This window comes from Gemmiger formicilis (assembly GCF_900167555.1).
GTDB lineage: Bacteria > Bacillota > Clostridia > Oscillospirales > Ruminococcaceae > Gemmiger > Gemmiger formicilis.
This window is the reverse complement of record NZ_FUYF01000013.1, coordinates 1-24,844: the sequence shown is the minus strand read 5'-3', so window position 1 is coordinate 24,844 and position 24,844 is coordinate 1. Positions and strand designations below refer to the sequence as shown.

The 24,844-nt window shown below is 62.2% G+C and carries 22 protein-coding genes; 8 read left to right on the top strand and 14 right to left on the bottom strand.

The features are described from left to right. Positions 1–3: 3 nt before the first annotated feature. From B5D32_RS10620 to B5D32_RS10590, 7 genes are all read right to left on the bottom strand, one after another. Positions 4–594: a V-type ATP synthase subunit E gene (locus B5D32_RS10620; RefSeq protein WP_078785001.1), complete on the bottom strand. Its 591-nt coding sequence runs from the start codon at positions 592–594 to the stop codon at positions 4–6. An 11-nt stretch (positions 595–605) separates the two neighbouring features. Next, on the bottom strand, positions 606–911 hold the full coding sequence (locus tag B5D32_RS10615) for a V-type ATP synthase subunit F (RefSeq protein WP_078785000.1): 306 nt from the start codon (positions 909–911) through the stop codon (positions 606–608). Between the two features lie 4 nt (positions 912–915). Further along, positions 916–1,293 (bottom strand): ATP synthase subunit C, encoded by a 378-nt coding sequence (locus B5D32_RS10610; protein WP_078784999.1) that lies wholly within the window; start codon positions 1,291–1,293, stop codon positions 916–918. A gap of 151 nt (positions 1,294–1,444) precedes the next feature. Then, on the bottom strand, positions 1,445–3,361 hold the full coding sequence (locus B5D32_RS10605) for a V-type ATP synthase subunit I (RefSeq protein WP_078784998.1): 1,917 nt from the start codon (positions 3,359–3,361) through the stop codon (positions 1,445–1,447). A gap of 211 nt (positions 3,362–3,572) precedes the next feature. Continuing rightward, positions 3,573–4,631, bottom strand: coding sequence for a V0D/AC39 family V-type ATPase subunit (locus B5D32_RS10600; RefSeq protein ID WP_159447025.1), 1,059 nt, complete (start codon positions 4,629–4,631; stop codon positions 3,573–3,575). Continuing rightward, on the bottom strand, positions 4,628–4,960 hold the full coding sequence (locus B5D32_RS10595; protein WP_078784996.1) for a hypothetical protein: 333 nt from the start codon (positions 4,958–4,960) through the stop codon (positions 4,628–4,630). Before B5D32_RS10595 ends, B5D32_RS10600 begins: the two co-directional genes overlap by 4 nt. 229 nt (positions 4,961–5,189) lie before the next feature. Next, complete coding sequence (locus B5D32_RS10590; RefSeq protein WP_078784995.1) at positions 5,190–5,663, bottom strand: DUF2798 domain-containing protein; 474 nt, start codon at positions 5,661–5,663, stop codon at positions 5,190–5,192. Between the two features lie 302 nt (positions 5,664–5,965). Between B5D32_RS10590 and B5D32_RS10585 the strand changes: the two genes are divergently transcribed. Further along, positions 5,966–6,670: a YoaK family protein gene (locus tag B5D32_RS10585; RefSeq protein WP_242943440.1), complete on the top strand. Its 705-nt coding sequence runs from the start codon at positions 5,966–5,968 to the stop codon at positions 6,668–6,670. Between the two features lie 190 nt (positions 6,671–6,860). Here the strand turns inward: B5D32_RS10585 and B5D32_RS10580 are convergent, their stop codons facing one another. The 3 genes from B5D32_RS10580 to prfB all read right to left on the bottom strand — a co-directional run bounded on the left by B5D32_RS10580 (position 6,861) and on the right by prfB (position 11,168). Continuing rightward, complete coding sequence (locus tag B5D32_RS10580; RefSeq protein WP_078784994.1) at positions 6,861–9,227, bottom strand: HAD-IC family P-type ATPase; 2,367 nt, start codon at positions 9,225–9,227, stop codon at positions 6,861–6,863. A gap of 347 nt (positions 9,228–9,574) precedes the next feature. Continuing rightward, positions 9,575–10,045, bottom strand: a complete 471-nt coding sequence (locus tag B5D32_RS10575; RefSeq protein ID WP_078784993.1) for a MarR family winged helix-turn-helix transcriptional regulator — start codon at positions 10,043–10,045, stop codon at positions 9,575–9,577. 1 nt (position 10,046) lies between these two features. Beyond that, entirely contained in the window at positions 10,047–11,168 is a 1,122-nt protein-coding gene (gene prfB, locus B5D32_RS10570; protein ID WP_078784992.1) for a peptide chain release factor 2, read from the bottom strand. Positions 11,169–11,561: 393 nt separating this feature from the next. On the opposite strand from prfB, the gene B5D32_RS10565 reads away from it, so the two are divergent. The 3 genes from B5D32_RS10565 (at position 11,562) to B5D32_RS10555 (ending at position 15,325) form a co-directional block, all read left to right on the top strand. Continuing rightward, positions 11,562–12,587 (top strand): RING finger protein, encoded by a 1,026-nt coding sequence (locus B5D32_RS10565; RefSeq protein WP_078784991.1) that lies wholly within the window; start codon positions 11,562–11,564, stop codon positions 12,585–12,587. Positions 12,588–12,633: 46 nt separating this feature from the next. Continuing rightward, on the top strand, positions 12,634–13,563 hold the full coding sequence (locus B5D32_RS10560; RefSeq protein ID WP_078784990.1) for a nucleotidyltransferase family protein: 930 nt from the start codon (positions 12,634–12,636) through the stop codon (positions 13,561–13,563). A 178-nt stretch (positions 13,564–13,741) separates the two neighbouring features. Beyond that, complete coding sequence (locus B5D32_RS10555) at positions 13,742–15,325, top strand: UDP-glucose--hexose-1-phosphate uridylyltransferase (protein ID WP_078784989.1); 1,584 nt, start codon at positions 13,742–13,744, stop codon at positions 15,323–15,325. 257 nt (positions 15,326–15,582) lie between these two features. On the opposite strand, the gene B5D32_RS10550 is transcribed toward B5D32_RS10555, so the two are convergent. From B5D32_RS10550 to B5D32_RS10540, 3 genes are all read right to left on the bottom strand, one after another. Then, positions 15,583–16,815: a DUF4153 domain-containing protein gene (locus tag B5D32_RS10550; RefSeq protein WP_159447024.1), complete on the bottom strand. Its 1,233-nt coding sequence runs from the start codon at positions 16,813–16,815 to the stop codon at positions 15,583–15,585. A 180-nt stretch (positions 16,816–16,995) separates the two neighbouring features. After that, on the bottom strand, positions 16,996–17,211 hold the full coding sequence (locus tag B5D32_RS10545; protein ID WP_078784987.1) for a helix-turn-helix domain-containing protein: 216 nt from the start codon (positions 17,209–17,211) through the stop codon (positions 16,996–16,998). A gap of 12 nt (positions 17,212–17,223) precedes the next feature. Then, positions 17,224–17,679: a DUF2975 domain-containing protein gene (locus B5D32_RS10540; RefSeq protein ID WP_078784986.1), complete on the bottom strand. Its 456-nt coding sequence runs from the start codon at positions 17,677–17,679 to the stop codon at positions 17,224–17,226. Positions 17,680–17,952: 273 nt separating this feature from the next. Here B5D32_RS10540 and B5D32_RS10535 point away from each other — a divergent pair, with 273 nt between their 5' ends. Both B5D32_RS10535 and B5D32_RS10530 read left to right on the top strand, forming a co-directional pair. Further along, positions 17,953–19,701 (top strand): SGNH/GDSL hydrolase family protein, encoded by a 1,749-nt coding sequence (locus tag B5D32_RS10535; RefSeq protein WP_078784985.1) that lies wholly within the window; start codon positions 17,953–17,955, stop codon positions 19,699–19,701. A 178-nt stretch (positions 19,702–19,879) separates the two neighbouring features. Next, a complete protein-coding gene (locus tag B5D32_RS10530; RefSeq protein ID WP_078784984.1) occupies positions 19,880–21,652 on the top strand; it encodes an ABC transporter ATP-binding protein in 1,773 nt (590 codons plus the stop codon). 148 nt (positions 21,653–21,800) lie between these two features. On the opposite strand, the gene B5D32_RS10525 is transcribed toward B5D32_RS10530, so the two are convergent. Next, entirely contained in the window at positions 21,801–23,117 is a 1,317-nt protein-coding gene (locus tag B5D32_RS10525; RefSeq protein ID WP_159447023.1) for an oligosaccharide flippase family protein, read from the bottom strand. 184 nt (positions 23,118–23,301) lie between these two features. On the opposite strand from B5D32_RS10525, the gene B5D32_RS10520 reads away from it, so the two are divergent. Together B5D32_RS10520 and mscL are read left to right on the top strand one after the other, a co-directional pair. Further along, the gene (locus tag B5D32_RS10520) at positions 23,302–24,126 is read left to right on the top strand and encodes an Mrp/NBP35 family ATP-binding protein (RefSeq protein WP_200805187.1); all 825 of its coding nucleotides are present in this window, start codon (positions 23,302–23,304) and stop codon (positions 24,124–24,126) included. Between the two features lie 39 nt (positions 24,127–24,165). Then, positions 24,166–24,603, top strand: a complete 438-nt coding sequence (gene mscL / locus B5D32_RS10515; protein ID WP_078784982.1) for a large conductance mechanosensitive channel protein MscL — start codon at positions 24,166–24,168, stop codon at positions 24,601–24,603. The last annotated feature ends 241 nt before the right edge of the window (positions 24,604–24,844 follow it).

The window sequence follows — 24,844 nt, the reverse complement described above, 5'->3', positions numbered from 1 at the left end:
CCCTCAAATGTTAATTTCCAGACCGGCGTTTTCCAGGAACCAGTCGTGCTGGGCCTCCAGACGGGCCTCCAGCGTATCGTCGGCAGCCACGCCCTTCGCGGGGTTTGCGCCCTTCAGGCCGCCCAGCGTGATGCTGTCGTCGGCCTCCAGAACGGTGCCTGCGGGCAGTTCGACGTTTTTCAGCAGCGGCAGGTCGGCGGCGCGGGCCGTGATCTTGGCGTTCTCGCCTAAGGTCTCCGCCAGAGAAGCTGCCTCTTTCTGCAGCCAGGCGGCGTAGTCCTTGCCGGCCACAAAGGCAGCCAGCTGCTCACGGGCCTTCGAGAAGGTCTCGTCGGCGATTTTCTGGCGCTGGGCAGCCAGCGTGGCGCGGGCGGCCATGCGGGCCGCGCTCAAATCGCGGTTGGCGCGGGTCTTGGCGCGCTCGGTCTCAAAGCGCAGGGTGCGCTCCACGCGGGCGTTCTCGGTCTTGCGCGTCTCGTCCAGCTGGGTGTTGATCGCGCGCTCCGTCTCCTCACGGATGGCGGCGCAGGCAGCCTCGCCCTCGGCGCGGATGGACTCGAGGAATCGCTCGGCGCGGGTATCTAATTCGTTCATGGTCACACCTCTTAAATCTTGACGCCGATGGCCTCGCGGATATAGCGGGTCAGGCGGTCCTTACCGGCAGCACCGCCGCCGGTGGAGGGCACCGTGATGAGCAGCGGCCCACCGGCAGCGCGGGCGCTGTCCAGCGTGGCCGTGTAGGTCTCGGCGATCTTCTCGGTCACGAGCAGCACGGCGATGTCGGGCTGCTGGGCTGCCATTTCCAGCGCGTTGCGCAGGTCGGCTTCGCTGCGGGCGACGGTGCCCTCAATACCCGCAAGGCGCAGACCGTTCATGGCGTCGGAGTTGTCGCTGATGAGAAAGAACCGCATGGCGTTACACCAGCTTGGACAGGATCATGATGGAGATGACCAGGCCGTACAGAGCGATGGACTCGCCCAGGGCGACGAAGATCAGGCTCTTGCCGAAGGTCTTTTCATTCTCGCTGTTGGCTGCGATAGCGGCAGGCGCAGCGGAAGCGACGGCCATGCCGCCGCCGATACCGGCAAGACCCGTAGCCAGAGCGGCAGCGACCAGACCGATGCTCAAAGAGCTGTTGTGGTCATTGTCGGTGTTGACGGTCTCGGAAGCGGTGGTGGCAGCGGTGGTGTCGGCATTGGCATCATCCGCGGCAAAGACGCCCAGTGCGCCGCAGCAGGTCACAGCGGCCACGATCAGGATGGTAACGAACAGTTTGCTGAACTTGGTTTTCATAATGGAACCCTCCGTAATTTTTTGTTTTATTCCGCGCCCCTCTGTCAAGGCGCTTTTGCAAGGGCCGGGCATGCCCGGCCCGCGGCTTCGATTCTATCGTCCGATTGTGGAATGGTTGCGGGCCGGATATGTCCGGCCTCTACGGCGCATCTTATGCTTTTGCTTTCTTCAAATCAAAGGCTACGAACTTGCGGCCGCCGCCCTTGTAGCAGCGGCTGAACATCTCGTAGAACTCCAGACGGATGCCCTGAATGGCGGAGAGCAGTGCTTCGAGGCAGATGACCACGAGGTTGCCCAGGATGACCACAACAATGTTGTTCGGCGTACCGGCCAGCGTAAAGACGACCATCATCATACTGGCGTGGACGATGACGAACGCACCGACACGCAAGAACGAGATCGTGTTGGACAGGTAGCTCAGCACCGTTTCCAGCAGCTCAAATACGCTCTGCATCAGGTAGTTGCCCATACCGCCCGCAGGCTTCCAGGGCTTGCCCTCGACCATCGGGGCCAGCAGCTCCGCAAAGAGCAGCAACACCAGACCGACGACCATGCCGACCACCGCCAGCACCTGCGGCATAAACGTGACAGCACCCATATAAGCGGACGCCAGATCAACGCCGCACAGGTAGGTCACCATGCCGACAAGGCCGTTGGGCGAGAAGATGAACTCGCCCCACTCGCTGTGGCGGGCGTGGGTGTACATATTCAGTGCCATGGCGGCCAGCACCAGCACAATGCCGATGTAGACAGCCACCATCAGGATGCCGGTGATGGAATCCATAACGGAAACGGGCTTGCCTGCCATGCCAAGCGCATGGTAGAGCGGGTCAAGGGCCTCCTCGTAGCCAAAGAGAGAACCGTAGACCAGGCCGAAGATCGTGCTCGAAATGCCGCAGGGGATCATCAGATGGAACAGGTCATTGTGCTTGACCTTCCACATGAACGTGCTGAACAGTGCCAGCACGATACCCTGCCCGACGTCGCCAAACATCATGCCGAACAGCACGGTGAATGTGATCGCTACAAAGCCGGTGACATCTGTCTCGCCGTAGGCGGGCAGACCGTACATTTCGACGAAAAACTCAAAAGGGCGGCTCCACCAGGGGTTTTTCAGCTTGGTGGGGGGCGTCATCTTACCGGCGGATTCCGGTCCGTCCACCGTGACGCGCAGCCCATGGATGCCGCGGGCCTTACCCGCGACCTCGTCCACCTCCGACGCCGGGACCCAGCCGACGCAGAAGAAGTGCTCGCCCTTGACCGCGGCCATGCGGCGCAGGTCGTAGATCGCCGCGTAGTAGCAGGCTGTGTTGTACAGCAGCTGGACCTTGTCGGCGTTTTGCTGCCACAGGGCGGCAATGCGGGCGTTGACGTCCTCGACGCTCTTGTTGACAACGTCGAGGTTCTCTTTAAAGTGCTCGATGATCTCGGCGGGCGAGCCAGCCGCGCCGGGCACATGCACCGGCTCAAAGTAGAGCATCGAGAAGATGCCGTCGGTCTCCAGCGCGTGCTCCCGCGGGGTCATGTAGACGCCCCAGTAACCGGCCTTCGTCTGGTTGCAGGGGGTGAACAGGATGTACGGGTCGTCGCCGTAGTTGTTCATCAGCTTGTTGTAGCCCTCCGTCGGCAGGAAGCCGAAACGGATCTTGACGTGGGCGCAGTCGAGAATGTCGTCCACGTTGACCTTCAGGCCGGTAAAGTGGCTGTACTGCTCGATGCCGTCCTCGCAGAGCTTCTTCTGGTCCAGCAGGACCTTGCGCTCGGCGCAGAGGTCGTCGATCTTTTCCAGCAGGTCGCTCAGATAGCTGCGGCCCTCGGCATCCACCGGGTCGCTGTGCTGCTGCCCCTCGTGCAGCTCCATATTGGCCTCTTTGGCCATCGTCTCGATCTGGTCGCGGATCGCGGTGTGGGGGTTCTCCTCATTCAGAGCGCCGTATCCCAGCGATTCCGACATATATCTGGTTGCGGGCTCAAGGTCAAAGCGTCCGTCCATGCAGCACGAGCCGATAAACTCGTTCAGCTGGGGCATCGTGCCCTGCACCCGCACCAGTTTCATCTTTTCAACCAATCAGTTCACACTCCTTGTTTCAGCTTGCCTCCCTCGGCGAGACAGACTCCCCCGACACGGGGAAGGTGGCGCTTGCGCCAGAGGGGGACGGTGCCCCGCAGGGGCGGAGGGAGCGAACCTTGCCATCACCCGAAATTTTTCGGGCTGCCGCAAAGCTCTCTCCCCCACCGCCTGCGGGCGGAGCCCCCTCCCAGAGGGGGCCAAGGGTCACTCAATCCTTCTCATCAAACCCCACCAGCAGCGGCTGGACATCCTCGGGCGGCAGCTTGTAATGCACGCCCTCAATGATGTGATCCAGATCCTGCACCTCACACCGGGCCAGCCAGACGTAGCACAGCATGACCAGCGTCGGGTCGGTGGAGAACCGCAGCCACTTGCGGCACCAGTCGCATCGGTAGTGGAAGAAGCCCTCCTTCAAAACGCTGTACTCATGGTGTCCCAGCAGCGGGCCGTACTTCGTCCCGGCGAACCGCGCCTTGAACGTGTCCAGATCGCGGGCGGCGAGCAGGTATTCCCACTCGTCGTTCGTCAGGGCCGTGCAGTCGCGGCGGGCGTTGGTGCGCACCACCGAGTCCGGCGCGCCGATGCGGATGAGCCGCGCGGCGTTGGAAACAGCGGAGGTGTCGCATTCCAGCTCGACGAGGTCGCGCAGGTTCGGCGCAGCGCTTGTGCCGCCCTTAGCGGGGGCCAGCGCCACCAGTGCGCGGTGGCGGAAGTCCTGCAGAAGCGGCTCGGCCTGGGCGGTCAGACCGCGGTCCGGCTTGGCGCTCTGCAGCGGTGCCAGGACCTTTTCCCACCGCGTACCGGCCACAGCGGCCAGGATACCGTCCAAACTCGTGGCCTTGGCCAGCGCGTAGAGGTCGATGCAGCAGCGCTGCTGCAAGAACTCCGGCAGGCGGAACAGGTAATCGCCCGGGCGGCCTGCATCCAGGCACCGCATGGCGGCAGTCAGCTCATCGACCTCACAGCAGAGGGTAAAATACTCATACACTTTGTTGCCCGCGCTGCGGTCATAGCGGCAAAGGCTGTCGTACCGGGTGTACAGGCTCTGGCGCAGCAGGTTTTCCAGCTGGACGCGGCGGGCGTACTGGGGGTTGACCTCGGCCAGCGCTTCGCTGTACAGCGGGTATTCTTTCAAGGCCGCGGCCAGCTCGGTCATTGTGCGGCAGGCCATCAGGCGGCGGTAATCGTCGGCCCGCAGGTGGCTGCCGTACAGGGCGCGGGCCTTGGCCAGCACGGCGTTGCCGCTTGCCTTGCCCGTGGGCATCATTGTGCGGCCTCCTCGCCCAGGGTACGCTGTACAAGCGCAGCGCACCATTCGGCCTCATGGGCCTTTGCGGCGGCGGTCATGGCCTCGGCTGCCTGGCTGCGCTGGGTCTCCAGCGCGGCCAGCGCGGCGGCGTTGCCCTCCTCGGCAGCTCTTGCGGCGGCGTCGGACTCGGACTTCTCGCGGGCGTCACACTCCGCGATGATCTTCTGCTTCTGCTCGTCCAGAGCAGCCAGCCGGGCAGAGCGCTCGAGCCGGGCCTTCTCGCTTTCGCGGCGCTGGGCGGCATCCATCTCCAAAATGGCCTGCATCAGGTCGTTGACATCTTTCATGCAATGCACCTCACTCTTTGGGAGCTTTACCTGGGTTGGGTTCCCTGCCTCCCTCTGCGAGGGGGCCAAGGGGCTTTTCTCTATATAAATAGGTACACCCAACTTTCAGGTTCAGCCGTATTATAGCACTATTACCAAATATAGCAAGTGGTTTTTGTGCAGTTTTATTGGTACAAAATTGGGTTTGTGTTTTTTCTGTCGATGTATTAGATGTATTATGAAATCGTTATCACTTCTTTTTCATAGCGGCCAGACCCTTGCCAAACACGAACCGCACCAGCGGGCCCGCGCCGCACAGCTGCCACAAAAATGCCGTGGGATAGTTCATCGCCGTGGTCTGCACCCACATGGCGAAAAAGTTCGCGTTGTGGCTGTCCTTGAAGAACAGCGTGGCGAAAAAGCTCATCAACGGGCACATCATCCACGCGGACAGACAGGAGATAGCGGCCACCAGGAACACCTGCTTGTCCTTGCCTGGGGTGAACCAGCCCGTGGCGATGCGCATGGCCGTGGGGCCGACCAGGAACGTGTCCAGCAAAAAGCCAATGACGCCCATGATGGGCAGCTCACTGAGGGCAGCGGCGAAGATGAAATTCTGCATCCCGCCCACATCCAGTGCGATATTGTAGCAGACCATTCCGTAGACCATGACGCAGACCATCATGACGGTGTAGACGATTTCCTGTTTCTTTGTTTGCGGCATTGTAATTACTCCTCATATATACGTTATTTTCTCCAAAACAAAAACAGCCGCAGGGTGTCGCTCAACTCGTTGCGACGCCCTGCGGCTGTTGTCTCACTGCGTTGGAAAGTGAAGTCAGTATACCGCAAAAGTTGCGCTCATGTAATACTCCTGCACAAATTTCTGCACTTTGTATAAAATCTTTCTCCGTTTTGCAGCGTCACTTTGGTACAAAACGCCGCATGTGTTGCTGCAAACTTTACAGCGGCGGCGCGGCGCGCTATAATGGCGGTGTTTAAACGTAATAGAGAGGTCGGAAAGTCATGTCAAAATTATTCCCGCATCACCGCGGCCAGATGTCGGAGGCATTCCGCACGGTCATGTTCTTGTCGGCGTCGGGCGGCCTGCAGGACGCCTACACCTACATTGGGCGCGGCAAGGTGTTTGCCAACGCCCAGACCGGCAACATCGTGCTGATGAGCCAGAGCCTGTTTGATGGCGATTTATCGCGGTTTGCCCACTATTTTATCCCCGTTCTGTCCTTTGCGCTGGGTGTGGCCGCGGCGGAGTGCATCCGCCTGCACTGGCGGCAGGCCCGCCGCATCCACTGGCGTCAGCTCGTCGTGCTGGCCGAGATCGTGCTGCTGTTCGCGGTGGGCTTCTTCCCTGCCGCGTGGGATATTGGCGCAAACGCGCTGGTCTCGTTTGCCTGCGCCATGCAGGTGCAGGCGTTCCGCAAGGTGCATGGCTACCCGTTTGCCAGTACCATGTGCATCGGCAACCTGCGCAGCGGCATGGACGCGCTGGTCGCATTCGGACACAGCCACGATAAAAACGCGCTGTGGAAGTCCCTGCAGTACTTTGCCATTATCTTTATCTTTGCGCTGGGTGCGGGCATCGGTACACAGTGCGTCGGCATCTTCGGCGAGAGGACGATCTGGCTTTCCTGCGCGCTGCTGCTGGTGAGCTTGTGCTTTATGTTTATCAAAGAGGATCTGCCGGAGATCGAGGAGGAGCTGAAAAAATAACGCATCTTCCCTGCCGGAATGGCTGTAGGGGCCGGACATATCCGGCCCGGAACACCGTGGCCGCCGCCAGGCCCCGCGGAGGGGTCAAGACCCCTCCCTGCGATTTCCATTTCTCATAATTCCCCTATTACAATTATAATTTTGATAAAACGACAGCCCCACCCGTTTTTCTGCGGGCGGGGCTGTCGTTTTATACGTGTTTTCGTGCTTTTTTATTTTTCCAATCGTTGACCATGCCGTGCAGCCGCTCGCCCATAAAGACAAGCCCGGCCAGAGTCGGGGCGCTCAGGGCCAGCAGAACGACCAGCACCAGCGTGCTGCCCAGATCCAGCCGCACCAGCGGCAGCCAGCGCGCCAGCAGGAACACCCCGCCGACGCCCGCCACGGTCATACTGCCCCAGATGGTCCAGTGCAGCGGCGTGAACGGGATGCAGACACCCCACAAAATCTGCAAGCCCACGCACAAAATCACCAACGTGCAGATCGTACCGACCATGTCGGACGGGATGTCGAACGCATAGCCGAACCCCTGTGCGCAGAACACAAGCAGGAAATCCGTCAGCCCGCCGGGCAGTGCCTTGCGCAGCACGTTCCGCATGAATTTACCGTGGACAAGCTCGTGGTTCGGCTCAAGCGCCAGAAAGAACGCCGGTGCGCCGATGGTGGCAAACGTAACGAGCGACAGCTGCAGCGGCTGGAACGGGTAGGCCAGCGGCAGGGCCAGCGCGACGATGCTGAGCAAAAACGAGAAGATGTTCTTGACCAGAAACAGCGACGCCGAGCGCTGGATGTTGTTGATGACCCGCCGCCCCTCGGCCACAACGCCGGGCAGCGCGGCAAAGTCCGAATCCAGCAGCACAAGCTGCGCGACCTGGCTGGCCGCCTGCGCGCCCGACGCCATCGCGATGCCACAGTCGGCATCTTTTAACGCAAGTACGTCATTTACACCATCTCCGGTCATGGCTACCGTGTGGCCCTTTGCCTGCAAAGCATGGACGAGCTGGCGCTTCTGCTCGGGCGTGACGCGGCCAAAGACCGTGCATTTTTCGGCAGCCTCGGCCAGCGCCGCCTCACTTTGCAGCGTGGCGGCATCGACCCAGTGCTCGGCCCCGGCAATGCCCGCGTTGGCAGCCACATGGCTGACAGCCTGTGGGTCGTCGCCCGAGATGACCTTGATCTTCACGCCCTGCTTCGCAAAGAAGCGGAACGTCTTGGGCGCACTCTCGCGGATGCGGTTCTGCAACGGCAGCAGAGCCAAAAATTCCAGCTGTGCGGGGTCGAGCGCCGCGGGCGGATCCGGCAGTGTGCCGTTATATTTTGACAGCAGCAGCACGCGGCGGCCCTGGGCCAGCAGCGGGTTCAGCCTGTCGGCAAGCTCCCCCGCCCTGCTGCCCGCCAGCACGTCGGGCGCACCGACGACGTAGCACCCCTGCGCGCCAAAGTCTTTGGCACTGTACTTGTACGCCGTGTTGAACGGGATGGTGCGCACGGCAGCCCATGCCGTGCCGCCCTGCCCGAAGCGGGCTGTCAGGGCGCGGGCCGTGTCGTTATCTGGCTGCCCTCCCGCGTAGAACGCCGATAAAATTTCGGTGATGGGTGTATTTTCCGCCAGCGGCAGCGGGTCGTCCGCCTGCATGGTGCTCTCGGTGATCGTGCCGGTCTTGTCCACGCAGAGAGTGTCCACCCGGGCCAGCGTTTCAATGCAGTTCATGTCGCGGGTCAGCACCTTGCGGCGGGCCAGCCGCATCATGCTCACGGCCAGCGCAACGCTCGTCAGCAGGTACAGTCCCTCCGGGATCATACCGATGAGTGCTGCCACCGTGGCGTCGACAGTCTCCTTCATGGACAGCTCCAGTACCCAATGCTGCTTCCAGATCAGCACCGCGCCGATTGGGATCAGCGCCACACCGATGAATTTTATCAGCCTGTCCAGGCTGCGCATCATCTCGCCGCGCGCGACCCTGTGACCGTCGGCCTGCGCCTCAGCAGTCAGGCGGCTGGCGTAGCTCTCGGCCCCGACACGGGTCAGCCGCGCCACGCAGCGGCCCGCCATCAGAAAGCTGCCGGATTTCAGCTCCGCGCCGCACTCCTTGGGAATGGCCCGCGCCTCGCCCGTGATGAGGGATTCGTTCGCCTGGGCGCTGCCGTCCAGCACGACGGCGTCCGCTGCGATCTGGTCACCCGCGCCGAACTCGACAACATCGTCCTGCACAAGGTCGTCGGACAGCACCTCGCACCACCGGCCGTCGCGCAGGCAGCGGAGCTTCTGCGCTGAGACAAGCGTCAGCTTGTCGATGGTACGCTTGGCGCGAAGCTGCTGCACAATGCCGATGAGGGTATTCCAGAACACGATGCCTAGAAATCCCATATTCAGCCAGGAATGCACGAGCGCCAGCATAACGGCCAGCACCAGAAACACAAGGTTGAAGTAGGTACAGACGTTATCCCGCACGATCTCGCCGGTGGTTTTGGTCTGTGATTTGGGCGGCTGGTTCGTCTGCCCCGCCGCGCGGCGCGCTTCGACCTCGGCGGCGGTCAGGCCGGTGATGGATGGCATAGTAAGGGGTGCTCCTTTCGGGGGTGGATCAAATTGCGGCAGGGGCCGGACATGCCCGGCCCCTACAGGGCGGCGGAATTGTTTAAAACGGCTTGTAGGGAGCGGTCTTGACCGCTCCGGGAAGGTTACGGGCGACGGAAACTGCACCAGGCGGCATATATGCATTCCGCGCAACTATGCGGCAACCGCACAGCGCCGCGGAGGGGTCAAGACCCCTCCCTACAGTACAGACGATTTACGGCAGCCTATTATAACGCCCGCCGCTTATATTTTCCTCAGTATACCCACCAAATATGAACAAAACAAGTGCCCGGCTGCGTTTTGGGGCAGCCGGGCAGTTTTGTACATTATTGAATTTCCAGCGGCTCAAACGCCTCCGCCGGGTCGGCATCGACAGCCTCAAGATTCCTCGTCAGCTGGTCGAGCACCTTATAAAATGTCGCTAAATCGTCTGGGTCTATTCCCTCGTCGGCGCGGCGCTCTACGTCGGCCACAACAGCCCCCACGCGGGCGGCGCGGTCATGGCCTGCGTTGGTCAGCAGGTAGAGGGCATTGTACTTGCCGCTCTCGGCGCGCTTTTCCACCAGGCCGCTGCGCACCAGTTCTGCCAGCACGCGGGAGATCATGGCCGGGTCCAGACCGCACCGTTCTGTCAGCTCCGAGAAGCGCAGGCCCTCCGGCGCGGCGGCCAGCCGGCAGAGCACCAGCGTGTGCCCGGCCTTCAGCTCAATGCGGCTCATGCCGCTCGCCTTGATGCGCTGGATGACCTTTTGCAGCCGGGCCAGCGAGATGGACAGCCGGATAAAACGGTCATTCATATCAATCTTCCTTCAGTTCGCCGCGGGAGGCCGCCTTCAGGTAGGCAAAGATGAAGCCGTCCAGGTCGCCGTCCATGACAGCCTGTACGTTGCTGCTCTCGTAGCCGGTGCGGTTGTCCTTGACCAGCGTGTAGGGCATAAAGACGTAGCTGCGGATCTGGTGGCCCCAGGCGATCTCATTCTGCACGCCCTTGATGTCGTCGATCTTGTCCTTGTGCTGCTGCAAAGCGATCTGATACAGCTTAGCCTTCATCATTTCCATGGCGTACTCGCGGTTCTGCAGCTGGCTGCGCTGGGTCTGGCAGGTCGTCACGATGCCGGTGGGCTTGTGGATCAGGCGGACGGCGGAGGACGTCTTGTTGATGTGCTGGCCGCCTGCGCCGGAGGAGCGGTAGACCTGCATCTCGATGTCGGCGGGGTTGATTTCAATGTTGATGTTGTTGTCCAGCTCGGGCATGACCTCAAGGCTGGAGAAGCTGGTCTGGCGGCGGGCGTTGGCGTCAAACGGGCTGATGCGCACCAGACGGTGGACGCCGTGCTCGCTCTTGAGCATGCCGTAGGCGTTGGGGCCCTTGACCATCATCGACGCGGACTTGATGCCGGCTTCGTCGCCGTCCAGCACGTCGAGCACCTCGACGCTGTAGCCGTGGGCCTCGGCCCAGCGGGTGTACATGCGGTAGAGCATCTCGGCCCAGTCCTGGGCCTCGGTGCCGCCGGTACCGGCGTGGAAGGTCAGGATGGCGTTGTTGTGGTCGTACTCGCCGTTGAGCATCGTCATGAGCTGCAGCTCGTCGATGGACTTCTCGACGCCGTTGACGGCCTCCTCACCCTCGGCGGCCAGGGACGGGTCGTTCTCCTCCTCGATCATGAGCAGCAGCGTCTCGGCCTCCTCATACTGGGTGGACAGCTTGCCGAAGCGCTCGAGCTTGTTCTTGACCTCGCCCATCTCGCTGATGACCTTCTGGCTGCGGGCCTGGTCATCGTAGAAGCCGGGCATCGTCATCTGGTGCTCCAGCTCGGCCAGGCGCTTTTCGCTGGCCTCGATGGACAATGCGTCGCGCAGGTCATCCACGGCGGTCTTCATGCCGCCGAGCTTTGCTTTCAGTTCGTCAATCGTAATCATATATCGTTTCCCTCGTCACACATAAGTTGGCATAAAATTACATAGTACCATTATAAGCGAATTGGCGGGCGTTGTAAAGAGGGGAAATCATATATAATGAAGGTTCGTAGGGAGGGGTCTTGACCCCTCCGGGCCGTTATCGGCAGCGGCGAGGTTTCCGGGCTGTATATATGCCGCCCCTACGGACCTTCCGCAGGCTTGCAGGGGACGCATATATGCGTCCCGGGGCAGTCTGCGACAGCCGTCAGGTTCCGCGGAGGGGTCAAGACCCCTCCCTACAACTCCGCTGTAAAAGCCCGTTTTTCCGTTTATCTTGTAAAGTTTTTATGTTTTCTTTGCATTTATCCATTTGATGCGGTATAATGGCCTTATGTTACGGAAAGGATACCACACATGACACGTTACACAGGAAACCATTGCCCTGTCTGTGAACAGGCATTTACCGACGAGGATGACATCGTCGTCTGCCCCGACTGCGGCACGCCCTACCACCGGGCCTGCTGGCAGAAGGTCGGGGCCTGTATGCACAAGTCGGAGCACGCCGCCGGGTTTGAATGGCAGCCCGAGTTCGGTCCCGAAGCCGAAAAAGCCGCGCAAGAGGCCACCTGCCCGAACTGCGGCACCCACAATCAGCCGGGCGCGGCGCAGTGCAGCCACTGCGGCTGTCCCCTGCCGAAGGACGACGGCCCTCGACCCGACCCGAAGGACGAGGACGCGCAGGTGCCGATCTACGCCCGCGACCCGTCCACCGTGCATAAGCCCGACAACAGCCGCACGACCCCCGGCCCCCGCATCGACACCTACACCGACGACGACAACGGCGGCATCTGCCGCCGCGAGATCGGCCCCGAGGATACCATCGACGGCATCAAGGCCAAGGACTGGGCCGCCTACGTGGGCCGCAGCCCGATGTATTACCTGATGCAGTTTTTCCGCATGAGCATGACGAAGCAGAAGGTCGCAGTCTGCCTGTCGGCATTCCTGTTCGGGCCTGCCTATCTGCTTTACCGCAAGATGTGGAAGGAGGGTCTGCTGACAGCCCTGCTGTCCCTCGCTTTGAGCGTGCCGTCGCTCATCGCCATTGTGGCGACCTTCAACCCGTCGCTGTTCGGCAGTATGCCGCTGCATTGGGTGCCCGTGGCCGCCGACGTCTGTGCCATTGCGGACTGGATCGTCAGGATTTTGCTGGGGCTTTTCTCGGTCTGGCTGTACCGCAACACCTCAAAGAAAAATATTGATAAAATCTACAGCGAATACCCCGAGGGCGACGCCCGCACCGATGCCCTGCTGCAAAAGGGCGGCACCAGCATCTGGGCGGCGCTGCTCTACTTTGGCATCGTGCTGCTGCTCTCCTCGCTGGTCATCAATCTGGCCGGGCCGGGCTTTGTTCAGTACGCCATGGCCATGGCCGGATATTAATTTGCTACCACACCCCAACGCAGGGTGTTTAATTTAGGAGGAAACTATGAAAACTGCACTGGTGATTATGGCCGCCGGTATCGGCTCCCGCTTCGGCGGCGGCATCAAACAGCTGGCTGCCGTCGGTCCCAACGGCGAGATCATCATGGACTATTCCATTCATGACGCCATCGAGGCCGGTTTTGACAAGATCGTCTTTATCATCCGCCACGACATTGAGGAGGCGTTTAAAGAGGCCATCGGTGACCGCATTGAGAAGATCTGCGCCGGGCTGGGCGTTGAGATCGACTATGCGTTCCAGGCGCTCGAGAACGTGCCGGAGGGCTTTTCCGTGCCCGAGGGCCGCTCCAAGCCCTGGGGCACCGGCCAGGCCGTGCTGGCCTGCAAGGGCATTATTAAGGAGCCGTTCGCCGTCATCAACGCCGACGACTACTACGGCAAGGAGGCGTTCGTCCGGCTGCACGACTTCCTGCAGGGCTACACACCCGACAAGCCGGGCGACCTTGCCATGGCGGGCTTTGTGCTGAAAAACACCCTGAGCGACAACGGCGCGGTCACCCGCGGCATCTGCCAGATGAACGACGCCCACTACCTGACCGGCGTGCTGGAGACCGGCGGCATTGAAAAGACCGCCGACGGCGCAGCCGCAGGCGGCAAAAGCATCGACATCGACAGCCTTGTTTCGATGAACATGTGGGCGCTGACCCCCGAGTTCGTGGATCTGCTGGAATCCGGCTTTGTGGAGTTTTTCGAGAAGACCGCCCCCGCCAACCCGCTGAAGGCCGAGTACCTGCTGCCCATCTACATTGATGAACTGCTGCACGCCGACAAGGTCAGCGTCAAGGTGCTGCCCACCCACGACAAGTGGTTCGGTGTCACCTACGCTGAGGACAAGCAGACCGTCATTGACAGCTTTGCCCGGCTCGTCGCCGACGGCGTGTACAAGAAGGATCTGTTCAGCGATCTGAAGAAGTAAAACAGCCAAAAACGCCCCGCTGCGGCAGGTCCTGACGGACAGCACAGCGGGGCTTCGCTTTTGGTTGAAAATTGCAAAAGACTGGCACACAACGCTATGGAAAGCGGAGGCAAAACGCGGTATGGTTACTATAACAGAAGCAGAATCACACCGCATACACCGTTACAGGAGGGCAATCATGGCAAAGAATGAATTTGACATCACATCCCTGACCCCGGAGCAGCGCGACGCACGCCTGGCGTTGGACGTGGAGCGTCTGCTGCGCTTTGGCCACAAGCACAAGCTCATCAAAGATCTGGACATTCTGGTGGCGCGCAACACCCTGCTGGATCTGCTGGCCCTGGCCGCCCCCAGCGAGGCCAAGCCCCCGAAGGAGGACCCAGAGACCCCCGCTGCCCTGCTGGACGAGATGGTCGAGCTGGCCGCGCAGAAGGAGCTGTTCGACGGCGCGGTCAACCAGTACCGCATCAACTTTGAGACCCGCCTGATGGGCGCCCTGATGCCCCGCGAGAGCGAGGTCTGCAAGAAGTTCCGCAAGCTCTACGTCAAGCAGGGCGCCAAGGCCGCTACCGACTGGTTCTATCAGCTCTGCGTCGACACGAACTACATCCGCACCGCGCAGATCGCCAAGAACATCCAGTGGAACACCGCCACCCCCTACGGCGAGCTGGAGATCACCATCAACCTGACGAAGCCCGAGAAGGACCCCAAGACGATTGCCCTTGAGCGCCTGCAGCCCAAATCCGGCTACCCCGCCTGCATGCTCTGCAAGGAGAACATCGGCTACGCGGGCCGCATCAACTTCCCGGCGCGCCAGACCCACCGCATTGTGCCCATCACGCTGGCGGGTGAGCAGTTCTATCTGCAGTACAGCCCCTACGCCTACTTCCATGAGCACTGCATCATGCTGCACGAGCAGCACAAGCCGATGGAGATGAACAAGCAGACGCTGGCGGAAATTTTCGACTTCGTCGGACAGTTCCCCCACTACACCTGCGGCTCCAACGCCGACCTGCCCATCGTCGGCGGCAGCATCCTGAGCCACAGCCACTTCCAGGGCGGGCGGTATGTTTTCCCGATGCAGAAGGCTGACATCGCCGTGCCGATGACCGACATCCGCTACCCCGGCGTCAAGGCGGGCATCCTGAACTGGCCTGTCTCCGCCGTGCGTCTGGTGGGCCGCAGCAGCCAGCAGATGCAGAATGTTGCCAACAACATCCTGTCCGCCTGGCGCAGCTACACCGACGAGAGCGTCGGCATCCTGGCCGAGACCGACGGCACGCCCCACAACACCGTGACGCCGATCCTGCACTACGACGAGACCGAGGGCTACATCCTTGACCTGGCCCTGCGCAACAACCGCACGAGTGAGGAGTACCCCGACGGCATCTTCCACCCGCACAGGGAATACCACAACATTAAAAAGGAAAACATCGGCCTGATCGAGGTCATGGGTCTGGCCATCCTGCCCGCCCGCCTGAAGGATCAGGGCGCGCAGATCGCGGAAATTCTGGCCGGGCAGCGCCCGAACACCAGCCGCGAGGCGGGCGACGCGCTGGCCGTCCATGCCGACTGGATCGACGAGCTGATTGCAAAGTACGGCACCCACATGAAGCCGCAGGACGCCAACAAGGCCGTCAAGGCCGAGATCGGCACCGTGTTCAGCCATGTTTTGGAGAACGCCGGTGTCTTTAAGCAGGACGCCGCCGGTCAGGCCGCCTTTGTCAGGTTCATGCAGAGCGTGGGCTTTAAGAAGGCGTAAAATCGCATAAGAAGCAGGGACACCGACCCGCAAGGGCCGGTGTCCCTGTTTTTGCTGCCTTGTAGGGGCCGGGCATGCCCGGCCCGCGGCCTTCCGGGAGGCAGCCGTTTGCCGTACACATCCCGCGGAGCGGTCAAGACCGCTCCCTACAAAGCACCCGTTATCGTCATCCTGTAGGGAGGGGTCTTGACCCCTCCGTGCGGCTTTCCCGCAAGCGCCTGTTTGCCTTACGCGCGCGGGCCGGGCATGCCCGGCCCCTACCGCGCTGCGTTCTCCTTATACCCGCACTCCCACAGCACGCCCCAATCCAGCTCCTCATCTATCCCGGCTTCATACCGTGCCAGATTTACATCAATGACCCGTTGCTTCACATTCACGCAGCAGAGCAGTGTAAAGCTGACTGCTGCCGCAAAAATGGCGAGCTTCGCCGCCGGGATCGGCTTGAACACCCGCACCAGCGCCAGCACCGCACAGACGGCCAGAACAAACAGGCACCATGCCGCCGTGAACCGCCGGGGCGTCAGGGCGCAGAGCGTCACATAGACAGCCAGCTTGCCCGCTGCCAGCGCAGCAAAAGCCACGCCGAACCCGCAGAACACGGCGGCCAACGCTTTGGGCAGCGGCGCACGGCCAAAGAACTGTATGCCCGCCAGCACCGCAAAATTGAGCAGCAGGATTTTCAGCAGCTCCCAGAAGCCGTTCACCGCAAAAGCGGCGGTGTCCGGTGCGTCCAGCCCCAGCGGCGCAGCGGCGAGCCACTCCCCTGCCTGCACGGCAAAGAACAACGCATAGACGCCGCACAGCGCCATTACAGCCGCCACCGCCGTGGTGCGCGGCACAATGCGGCAGTTTTCCAGCACAGCGGCACACTGCTGCGCCGTGGTGGGCGGGGCTTTGCGGCGCAGGGAGCCACCCACCAGCCCGTACAGCCACGCACCCACCGGGAGTGAGTGCAGGATATACATCAGCTGGTCAATGAATCTCACATTGTTCAGCAGCCTGCCCCACCAGTCGGACACCTGCTGCCCCAGTGCGGCAAAGTTGGCATCGGCTGCTGCCAGCAGCCCCCATGCCACACCGCACAGCGCCAGCGTCACCGCTGCGGTAACGATGAGGCGCAGAACTTTTCGTATCCCCGTGCGGTCCTGCAGATGGGTGCGCAGCGCAGCAAAGACCGTGCGCGCCCGCAGGAAGAAATTCCCGAACGGCAGGAGGACAAATCCGGCCAGCGCGTCCAGCGGGGCCAGGCTGCCGCTCTGCCCCTGCGCCAGCATCCCGCACCGTGCCAGCACATACCAGACGGCGAACAGATGCCATGCCGGCCACTGCCAGTCCCCCAGCGGCCCCGGCTGGTAGCCGTACAACGGATACGCCGCAGCCAGCGCCATCCAGCATACGGCCCAGAGCGGCGTCTCCCTGGCGGCGGTGCGGTGCGCGGCACGGGCGGCACAGTCCACATACACAATGAACAGCGCCGCAAAAACCGGCATCCCCCAATCCGGATATGACTGCGGAAACATCACTCCGCGCAGATAAAAATACGCCAGCGGGTACATTAAAACAGCATACAGCATACCATCACCTCAACGTAGGGGCCGGACAAGTCCGGCTCGGCAGTGTATAACAAACGTTTGCCTGCGGGAAGGCCGCGGGCCGGGCATGCCCGGCCCCTACCGATTCTCGTCCGGCACAAACTCCAGAATATCCCCCGGCTGGCAGTCCAGCGCCCGGCAGAGAGCCTCCAGCGTCGAAAACCGCACAGCCTTGGCCTTGTTATTTTTCAGGATGGACAGATTTGCCGGCGTGATGCCGATCTCCTCGGCCAACTCGCCCGCGCCTTTGTGGCGGCGCGCCATCATTACATCCAGATTGACCACAATGGGCATCGTGCCGCCTCCTTAAATCGTGTAGTCAAGCTCGTCCTTCATGTGGACGGCCTGGGCAAAGGCGTTTTTCAGCACCCGGACAATGAGCGCCATGAACGCCGCGGCCACGCCCAGAAACGCAAACGGCAGATAGATGTACGCCGCAGCCAGGCAGACCACCGCCGCCCCCGCACAGCACCAGCTGATGCGCCGCAGGGCCGTCACGTTGGCGGGCACAAAGACCGCGCCCGCCTCGATGCGGCGCAGGAATTTGTACAGACTGACCAGCATGACGAACGCCAGCACCGCGCAGACGTACCCCATGCCCAGCAGCACCGGGCCGCTGGCGGGCGGCAGGGCGTTGGCGGATACCATCCAACGGGTCAGCCACGGGCCGCTTACCGTCATGATGCCGCAGCCCGCTATTGTCCCCGCCACAACGACGCGGGTCAGAATGATGCTTTTCTGGTCGCTCCAGGTAAATTTCATTTGTATTCCTCCTGATTGCGTGCCCGAACGGTTTCGGATCGCCGCAAGGCTCTCTCCCCCACCGCCTGCGGGCGGAGCCCCCTCCCAGAGGGGGCCAGGGGATTCTCACCCCCGTGGTTCGTGATGCTTGCAGTATACCACGCCGCATATCGTTTTGCAAGTATTTTTTATCGTTTTTCGGTAATTTTGTAAAGTCTGATGGAAACATTTGCACCGCGCCGCAAAATGGTGTATCATAGCAGTGTATAGCATCAAGTGTAAGGGGTGTACCGCATGAAATTACCTGTCCTGCTGGCCGCCGCGGCGCTGGCCGTCTGCCTGACCGGGTGCAGCCATGCCCAGACGGACGCCACGCCGTCCGCCACTGCCGAGACTGCCAAGGCCGCCGCCACAGCGACGCCCGCGGCCACGCCTGCCATGTCGGCGGAGCCTGTCTCTGCCGAGATCGGCACCACCCTGCCCGAGACCGCCGACGCAGGGCGCAGCTATGTTGATGAGACGCTGTTCATCGGCGATTCAAACACGGCGCGCTACCTGCTGTACGCCGACGAGACCGGCACGGCGTTCACAAGTCTGGACAACAACATCGGCGTTGTCAGCATGGGCGTGGGGGCGATCACCTCCCTGAAATGCGAAAAGTTCAAGGGTTCATCCGCGATGTACACCGTACCGGACGCCGTGGCGATGCTCAAGCCCAGGCGCATCATCATCTGCTACGGCACCAACAACCTGTCCGGCTCGTCGACGGACGCGACGAACTACATAAAGACCTATCTGCAGGGGTTACAGGCCATCCAGACCGCGTGGCCCTACTGTGACATCATCGTCAGCGCCATTCCCCCGCTGGACCAACAGCGCGAGAACACGAACCTGACGATGACCCAGGTCGATGCCTACAACGCCGCGCTCGTGCAGATGTGCGAGGAAAACGGCTTTAAGTTTTTGAACAGCGCCGAGGTCCTGCGCGACGGCGCCACGGGCTGGGCCAAAAAGGACTACACGCTGTCAGACGGCGTGCACCTCTCGAAAGAGGCCGTTACCGCGTATTTTACCTACGTGCGCACCCATGCCTATGTCACCGAGGACCGCCGCCCGCAGCCGCTGGGCACGATCCCGACGCCGGACGGCGTGCCCGCGAACCTCATCAACAAGGACCCCATCGCCGTGCGCGGCGCGAAGGTCCCGCTGGAATTTGTCGCCACGAACGGCGGCAAGCTGTCCGGCACGACGAGCCAGCTCGTCAAAAAGGGCGGCACGGCGGCAGCTGTGACCGCAGTGCCTGACGAGGGCTTTGTCTTTGCGGGCTGGACGGCCAGCTCCGGCGGCAGCTACAGCAGCGCGACGATCAGCTTCACGATGCCCCAGAACGCCGACGCGGGCGGCGTCGTGCTGACAGCAAATTTCAAGGCTGACGCCCACGAACACAACTATGCGGAGATCGAGGATACGCGGGTGAACCCGACCTGCACCAACAACGGCTCCGCCAAGTACAAGTGCACGATCTGCGGCGAAGTCATCGAGAAGGAGCTGCCCGCCCTCGGCCACGACTGGGACGGCGGGGTCGTCAGCAACGGCGTCATCACCTTTGCCTGCCGCCGCGAGGGCTGCGGCGAGACCCGCACCGAGGCCGTGCAGGCGACCCCGACGCCGTCGCCCTCGCCGGTGCCGACACCGACAGCCACGCCCGAGCAGCACGTCCACAATTTCCAGCTCGTCAGCGATACCGCGACCTGCGCCGCGGACGGCGTAAAGACCTACCAGTGCAGCTGCGGTGAGCAGATGACCGACCCATCCCCCGCCACCGGCAACCACAGCTGGCAGCTGACCGGCCACACCGACCCGCAGGTCGGCGCGGACGGCAGCAATGTTTACACCTGCTCGGTCTGCGGTCAGACAATGACCGAGACCCTCCCGGCCCTGCCGGCGCCCGACCCGGAGCCGGAGCCTGCACCCGAGCCCACTGTGCCGGAGGAGTCGGCCCCCGCCGCGGAGCCGACCGGCGACCCGGAAATTACCGAATAAGCCACACCTGCCGCGGGCGGATATAGAATCCGCCCCTACGGAGAATGTCGATTTCAACGTAGGGGCGCATTCTATATGCGCCCGCAGGCAGGCGTTTTCCGTAAGGCTGCGGGCCGGGCATGCCCGACCCCTACCGCGATATTTCCCATGCAAAAATCATCAAACGAAAGAGGTACCCATGTCCGAAACCACTACTCCGCAGCGCCCCAAAAACAGCACCCTGATCCGTCGTTTTCTGCCGTATATGGCCAAGTACCGCGGCGTGCTGGCCTTTGACCTGTTCTGCGCCGCGCTGACGACGCTCTGCGACATCGCCCTGCCCGCCATCATGCGCACGCTGACGAACACCGTCTCCGCCGCCGCGCTGACCGTGGACACCGTGCTGCGGCTGGCCGCGCTCTACTTTGTGCTGCGCATCATCGACGGCGCGGCAAGCTACTTTATGTCCGGCATCGGGCACATCATGGGCGTACACATCGAGACCGACATGCGCCGCGACGCCTTTGACCACCTGCTGCGGCTCGACCACACCTACTACAACAACACGAAGGTCGGTCAGATCATGGGCCGCATCACCAACGACCTGTTCGATGTGACCGAGTTTGCCCACCACTGCCCGGAGGAGTTCTTCATTGCGGGCATAAAGATCGCGGCATCGTTTGTTATCCTCTGCCAGGCCAGCGTGCCGCTGACGCTCATCGTCTTTGCCTGCGTGCCGCTGATGGGGCTGGTCTCGGTCAAGCTCAACCACAAGCTGCGGGAACGGTTCCGCCAGCAGCGCTTTCAGATCGGCGAGCTGAACGCCACGATCGAGGACAGCCTGCTGGGGCAGCGCGTCGTCAAGGCGTTTGCCGCCGAGGACATGGAGCGCGAGAAGTTCGCGCAGGGCAACCGGGATTTTGAGGAGATCAAGACCTTAAGCTACCACGCCATGGCGGCGTTCAACACGTCCACGCGCCTTTTTGACGGTCTGATGTACTTTGTCGTCATTCTGGCGGGCGGATTGTCCCTTGTGTACGGGGCCATCAGCGCGGGCGACCTTGTGGCGTATGTGCTGTATGTCTCGACACTGATTGCGACGATTCGCCGCATCGTCGAGTTTGCCGAGCAGTTCCAGCGCGGCATGACCGGCATTGAGCGCTTTGCCGAGATCATGGATACGCCCGTCACCATCGCCGATGCCCCCGACGCGAAGCCGCTGATCGTGAAGGACGGCGGCATCGACTTTGACGACGTCAGCTTTGAGTACCCCGACGACCACAACAAGGTCCTGCGCCACGTTGATCTGCATATCCGCCCGGGCGAGAATGTCGCACTCGTCGGGCCTTCCGGCGGCGGCAAGACGACGCTGTGCAACCTGATCCCCCGTTTCTATGATGTGACGGGCGGCAAGATCCTGATTGACGGCCAGGACGTGCGCGGCGTGACGCTGCACAGCCTGCGCGGGGCCATCGGCGTCGTGCAGCAGGACGTTTACCTGTTCAGCGGCACGGTGGCGGAGAACATCGCCTATGGCCGCCCCGGCGCGACCCGCGCCGAAATTGAGGAGGCTGCCCGCCTGGCCGGAGCCGATGCCTTTGTCCGCGCTTTGAAGGACGGCTACGACACCTACGTCGGTGAGCGCGGCGTCAAGCTGTCCGGCGGGCAGAAGCAGCGTTTGGCGATTGCCCGCGTCTTTTTGAAGAACCCGCGCATCCTGCTGCTGGACGAGGCCACAAGTGCCCTGGACAACGAGAGCGAGATTTTGGTGGGCCAGAGCCTTGACAAGCTGGCAAAGGGCCGCACGACCCTGACGATTGCCCACCGCCTGACGACGATCAAAAATGCGGACCGCATTCTGGTGCTGGGCCGCGACGGCATCGAGGAGGAGGGCAGCCACGACGAGCTGCTGGCGAAGCAGGGCGTATATTACCGGCTGTGGAACGGACTGGTGAGCGGGGAAACGCTGTAACCCGCGCCAAAGGCTTCTCCCCCGAGGGAGAAGCTGTCCGCGAAGCGGACTGATGAGGGGAGCGTCTGCCGTACCTTCCCGTTCACGGGATACCCCCGCAAGCCTTCCCCCTCATCCGACCTCGGACGGGGCCTCGGCCACCTTCCCCCTAGGGGGAAGGCTTTTTTATTTGTTTCATCATCCTCCTCATATTCAGCCCGCAGGTCATCAGATTCGACACGGCCATGACCCCCAGGAACCCCATCATGCCGTACTGCGGCACGACAAGCCAAATCGCCGCAATGCGGAACACCGAGTCAAACAGCGAATATCGGAATGTAGCAAGCTGCTCCCCCAGACCCTTTAACACACCGTCCACCATACTCTCCAGATACATGAACGGCGCGACGAAGCCCAAAAGCTGCACATACCGCCCAACCTTGGCATCCCGGTAGATGAACCCGGCCAGCGGCGCACCGAGCAGCACAAACCCGGCCCCCGCCGCCAGCGAGAACGCGCCGGTCATGCGCAGCATCGTAAAAATCAGGCGGCGCATGGCGGCGGTGTCGCCCTTTGTGTGGGCGCGGGTGATCTCGGGCATCAGCAGGCCGGACAGCGCCCCCAGCACCGAAAACGGGAAAAACAGCAGCGGCAGCGCCATACCCTTTAAGCTGCCGTACTGGGCCACGGCCTCGGCGCGGCTGCCCGTGTAAATCGCCAGTGTGTAGGGGATCAGGCTGCTTTCCGCCGCCTGCAGGGCGCTGGCCAGCAGGCGGCTGCCCTCGACGGGCCACAGGATGTCGTACAGCTCCTTGCGGGTGTAGGGGTGCAGCGGCGCACCGGGCCGGGGTGCAAATTCCGGCGTGCGTGCGGCAAAAGCCAGCATAATGCCGCAGGAGACGCTCTCGCTGACCGTGTTGCCCAGCAGCACGGCGGCGCAGCCGTAGCCCGCGCCCCACTGCGCCAGCACCCGCAGACCCGCCGCGGCGACGGCCATCCGCACCAGCTGTTCGATGAGCTGCGCCGTGATGTTCGGCTGCACCCGCCGCGCGGCCAAAAAGCACCCCCGCACCGCCCCGGACACCGCCATAAACGGCAGACTGGGGGCCAAAATCAGCAGCGCGGTCTCGGCCCGGACGTCGTGCAGCAGATACCGCGCGCACGGCCCGGCCAATACGCTTTGAACCAGCATGGCCGCCGTGCCGAAGCCCAGCGCCGTGATGCACAGCCCGCGCAGGGTCTCGGCCATGCCGCTGCCGCGGGCCAGGCTCTGCGCCGCCAGCCGCGCCGACGCCACATTGACGCCCGCCGTGGCGAACGAGACAAACACCATGTACAGCGCCAGAATCAGCTGGTAAAGACCCATGCCCTCGCTGCCCAGATACGCCGCCAGCACGACCCGGAACCCCATGCCCAGCGCCCGCAGCACCAGCCCCGACCCGGTGAGCAGCGCCGCATTGTGTAGGTACGTTCTGCGTTTGCTCATACGCCGCCCCCTTCCCCTGCTGATGGGTATGCGGGCAGGCGGCGCGGTATGACTTGCGGGAGAGGGATGCACACGGTAAAATGGAGACACCGCTGGGGCGCTTTTAAATTGACCGGTGTCTTGCATTCCGGCGCGATTTTTGGTAAACTGAAGAAAGAGCAATTTTTAAAGGAGCAAATATACCATGAGCGAAGCCTGTACCCACGATTGCAGCAGCTGCAAGTCCAACTGCGATCACCGCGCGCCGCAGCATGAGCCGCCGCACGCAAGAAGCCGTATCCAAAAAGTCATCGGCGTCGTTTCCGGCAAGGGCGGCGTCGGCAAAAGCATGACCAGCGCCATGCTGGCTGTCTCGATGCGCCGCCTTGGCTTTAAGGCCGGCGTGCTGGACGCCGACATCACCGGCCCGTCCATCCCCCGCCTGTTCGGCGTGAAGGGCCCGGCCACCGGTGACGGCGAGAGCATCAACCCGGTTTCCAGCCGTACCGGCGTGGAAATCATGAGCATCAACCTGCTGCTCGACGACCCCGAGGCCCCCGTTGTCTGGCGCGGCCCCGTCATTGCGGGCGCGGTCAAGCAGTTCTGGCAGGAGGTCGTGTGGGACGTTGATTTCCTGTTCGTTGACATGCCCCCGGGCACCGGCGACGTGCCGCTGACCGTGTTCCAGACGCTGCCGGTGGACGGCATCGTCATCGTGTCCAGCCCGCAGGAGCTGGTCGGCATGATCGTCGGCAAGGCCGTCCAGATGGCCCAGATGATGCATGTGCCCATCCTCGGCCTGGTCGAGAACATGAGCTACGCCGTCTGCCCCGACTGCGGCAAGCACATCAACGTCTTTGGCGACAGCCATGTGGACGAGATCGCCGACAAATACAAGCTGCCGGTGCTGGCGAAGATGCCCATCGACCCCGAACTGGCCAAGGAGGCCGATGCGGGCATGATCGAGATGTTCGCGGGCGACTATCTGGACAATGCGGCCCAGACCGTGGCAAAGCTGCTGAAAAAGTAAAACGCTGCATCGGCATTTTAAATTCTGAGGAGGTTACTTATGAAAAAGTTCTTTGAGGAATTCAAAGCCTTTGCCCTGAAGGGCAACATGATGGACATGGCCATCGGTGTTATCATCGGCGGTGCGTTCTCCACGCTGGTCACCTCCCTGACAGACAACCTCATCAGCCCGATTTTGGGTATTCTGGGCAAGGTCAACTTTGACGCCATGATGTGGGATGTCTTTGGCGACGGCAAGCTGGTCTTTAAGTACGGCGCGTTCATCACCGCCGTCATCAACTTCCTGATCATGGCGTTCGTGCTGTTCTGCATCGTCAAGGCCATGAACAAGCTGATGGAGATGGGCAAGCATGAGGAGCCCGCCGCGGAGGAGTCTGCGGCGGAGGAGCCTGCTGCCCCCGCCGCCCCCACGCAGGAGGAGCTGCTGGCCGAGATTCTGGTCGAGCTGAAAAAGCAGAACGGCGAGAAAACGGCGTAACGTTTTTTAGTATGCAAAATGACCGCGCAGGGCGAGGAGCCTTGCGCGGTTTTTGTTTGGGCGGCAGCGGCACACGGTGCGGGAGGGATGAATCCCTCCCCTGCGGGTCAACCGTGAACGGGCGGTTCCGGGAGGCCGCGGGCCGGGCATGCCCGCCCCCTACAGCGCGGCGTACTTTGTAGGGGGCGGCGTCCCCGACGCCCCGCATGGCGGCACGCACTTTCCGGGGATTGTAGGGCGG

Excerpts from the sequence above, each read along its gene's own strand:
- B5D32_RS10575 (WP_078784993.1), bottom strand. The coding sequence starts at position 10,045 with ATGAATGACCGTTTTATCCGGCTGTCCATCTCGCTGGCCCGGCTGCAA.
- B5D32_RS10545 (WP_078784987.1), bottom strand. The coding sequence starts at position 17,211 with ATGCCCATTGTGGTCAATCTGGATGTAATGATGGCGCGCCGCCACAAA.
- mscL (WP_078784982.1), top strand. The coding sequence starts at position 24,166 with ATGAAAAAGTTCTTTGAGGAATTCAAAGCCTTTGCCCTGAAGGGCAAC.
- B5D32_RS10530 (WP_078784984.1), top strand. The coding sequence starts at position 19,880 with ATGTCCGAAACCACTACTCCGCAGCGCCCCAAAAACAGCACCCTGATC.
- B5D32_RS10620 (WP_078785001.1), bottom strand. The coding sequence starts at position 594 with ATGAACGAATTAGATACCCGCGCCGAGCGATTCCTCGAGTCCATCCGC.
- B5D32_RS10610 (WP_078784999.1), bottom strand. The coding sequence starts at position 1,293 with ATGAAAACCAAGTTCAGCAAACTGTTCGTTACCATCCTGATCGTGGCC.
- B5D32_RS10525 (WP_159447023.1), bottom strand. The coding sequence starts at position 23,117 with ATGAGCAAACGCAGAACGTACCTACACAATGCGGCGCTGCTCACCGGG.
- B5D32_RS10595 (WP_078784996.1), bottom strand. The coding sequence starts at position 4,960 with ATGAAAGATGTCAACGACCTGATGCAGGCCATTTTGGAGATGGATGCC.
- prfB (WP_078784992.1), bottom strand. The coding sequence starts at position 11,168 with ATGATTACGATTGACGAACTGAAAGCAAAGCTCGGCGGCATGAAGACC.
- B5D32_RS10590 (WP_078784995.1), bottom strand. The coding sequence starts at position 5,663 with ATGCCGCAAACAAAGAAACAGGAAATCGTCTACACCGTCATGATGGTC.
- B5D32_RS10520 (WP_200805187.1), top strand. The coding sequence starts at position 23,302 with ATGAGCGAAGCCTGTACCCACGATTGCAGCAGCTGCAAGTCCAACTGC.
- B5D32_RS10600 (WP_159447025.1), bottom strand. The coding sequence starts at position 4,631 with ATGATGCCCACGGGCAAGGCAAGCGGCAACGCCGTGCTGGCCAAGGCC.
- B5D32_RS10585 (WP_242943440.1), top strand. The coding sequence starts at position 5,966 with ATGTCAAAATTATTCCCGCATCACCGCGGCCAGATGTCGGAGGCATTC.
- B5D32_RS10615 (WP_078785000.1), bottom strand. The coding sequence starts at position 911 with ATGCGGTTCTTTCTCATCAGCGACAACTCCGACGCCATGAACGGTCTG.
- B5D32_RS10550 (WP_159447024.1), bottom strand. The coding sequence starts at position 16,815 with ATGCCGGTTTTTGCGGCGCTGTTCATTGTGTATGTGGACTGTGCCGCC.
- B5D32_RS10560 (WP_078784990.1), top strand. The coding sequence starts at position 12,634 with ATGAAAACTGCACTGGTGATTATGGCCGCCGGTATCGGCTCCCGCTTC.
- B5D32_RS10555 (WP_078784989.1), top strand. The coding sequence starts at position 13,742 with ATGGCAAAGAATGAATTTGACATCACATCCCTGACCCCGGAGCAGCGC.
- B5D32_RS10540 (WP_078784986.1), bottom strand. The coding sequence starts at position 17,679 with ATGAAATTTACCTGGAGCGACCAGAAAAGCATCATTCTGACCCGCGTC.
- B5D32_RS10565 (WP_078784991.1), top strand. The coding sequence starts at position 11,562 with ATGACACGTTACACAGGAAACCATTGCCCTGTCTGTGAACAGGCATTT.
- B5D32_RS10535 (WP_078784985.1), top strand. The coding sequence starts at position 17,953 with ATGAAATTACCTGTCCTGCTGGCCGCCGCGGCGCTGGCCGTCTGCCTG.
- B5D32_RS10580 (WP_078784994.1), bottom strand. The coding sequence starts at position 9,227 with ATGCCATCCATCACCGGCCTGACCGCCGCCGAGGTCGAAGCGCGCCGC.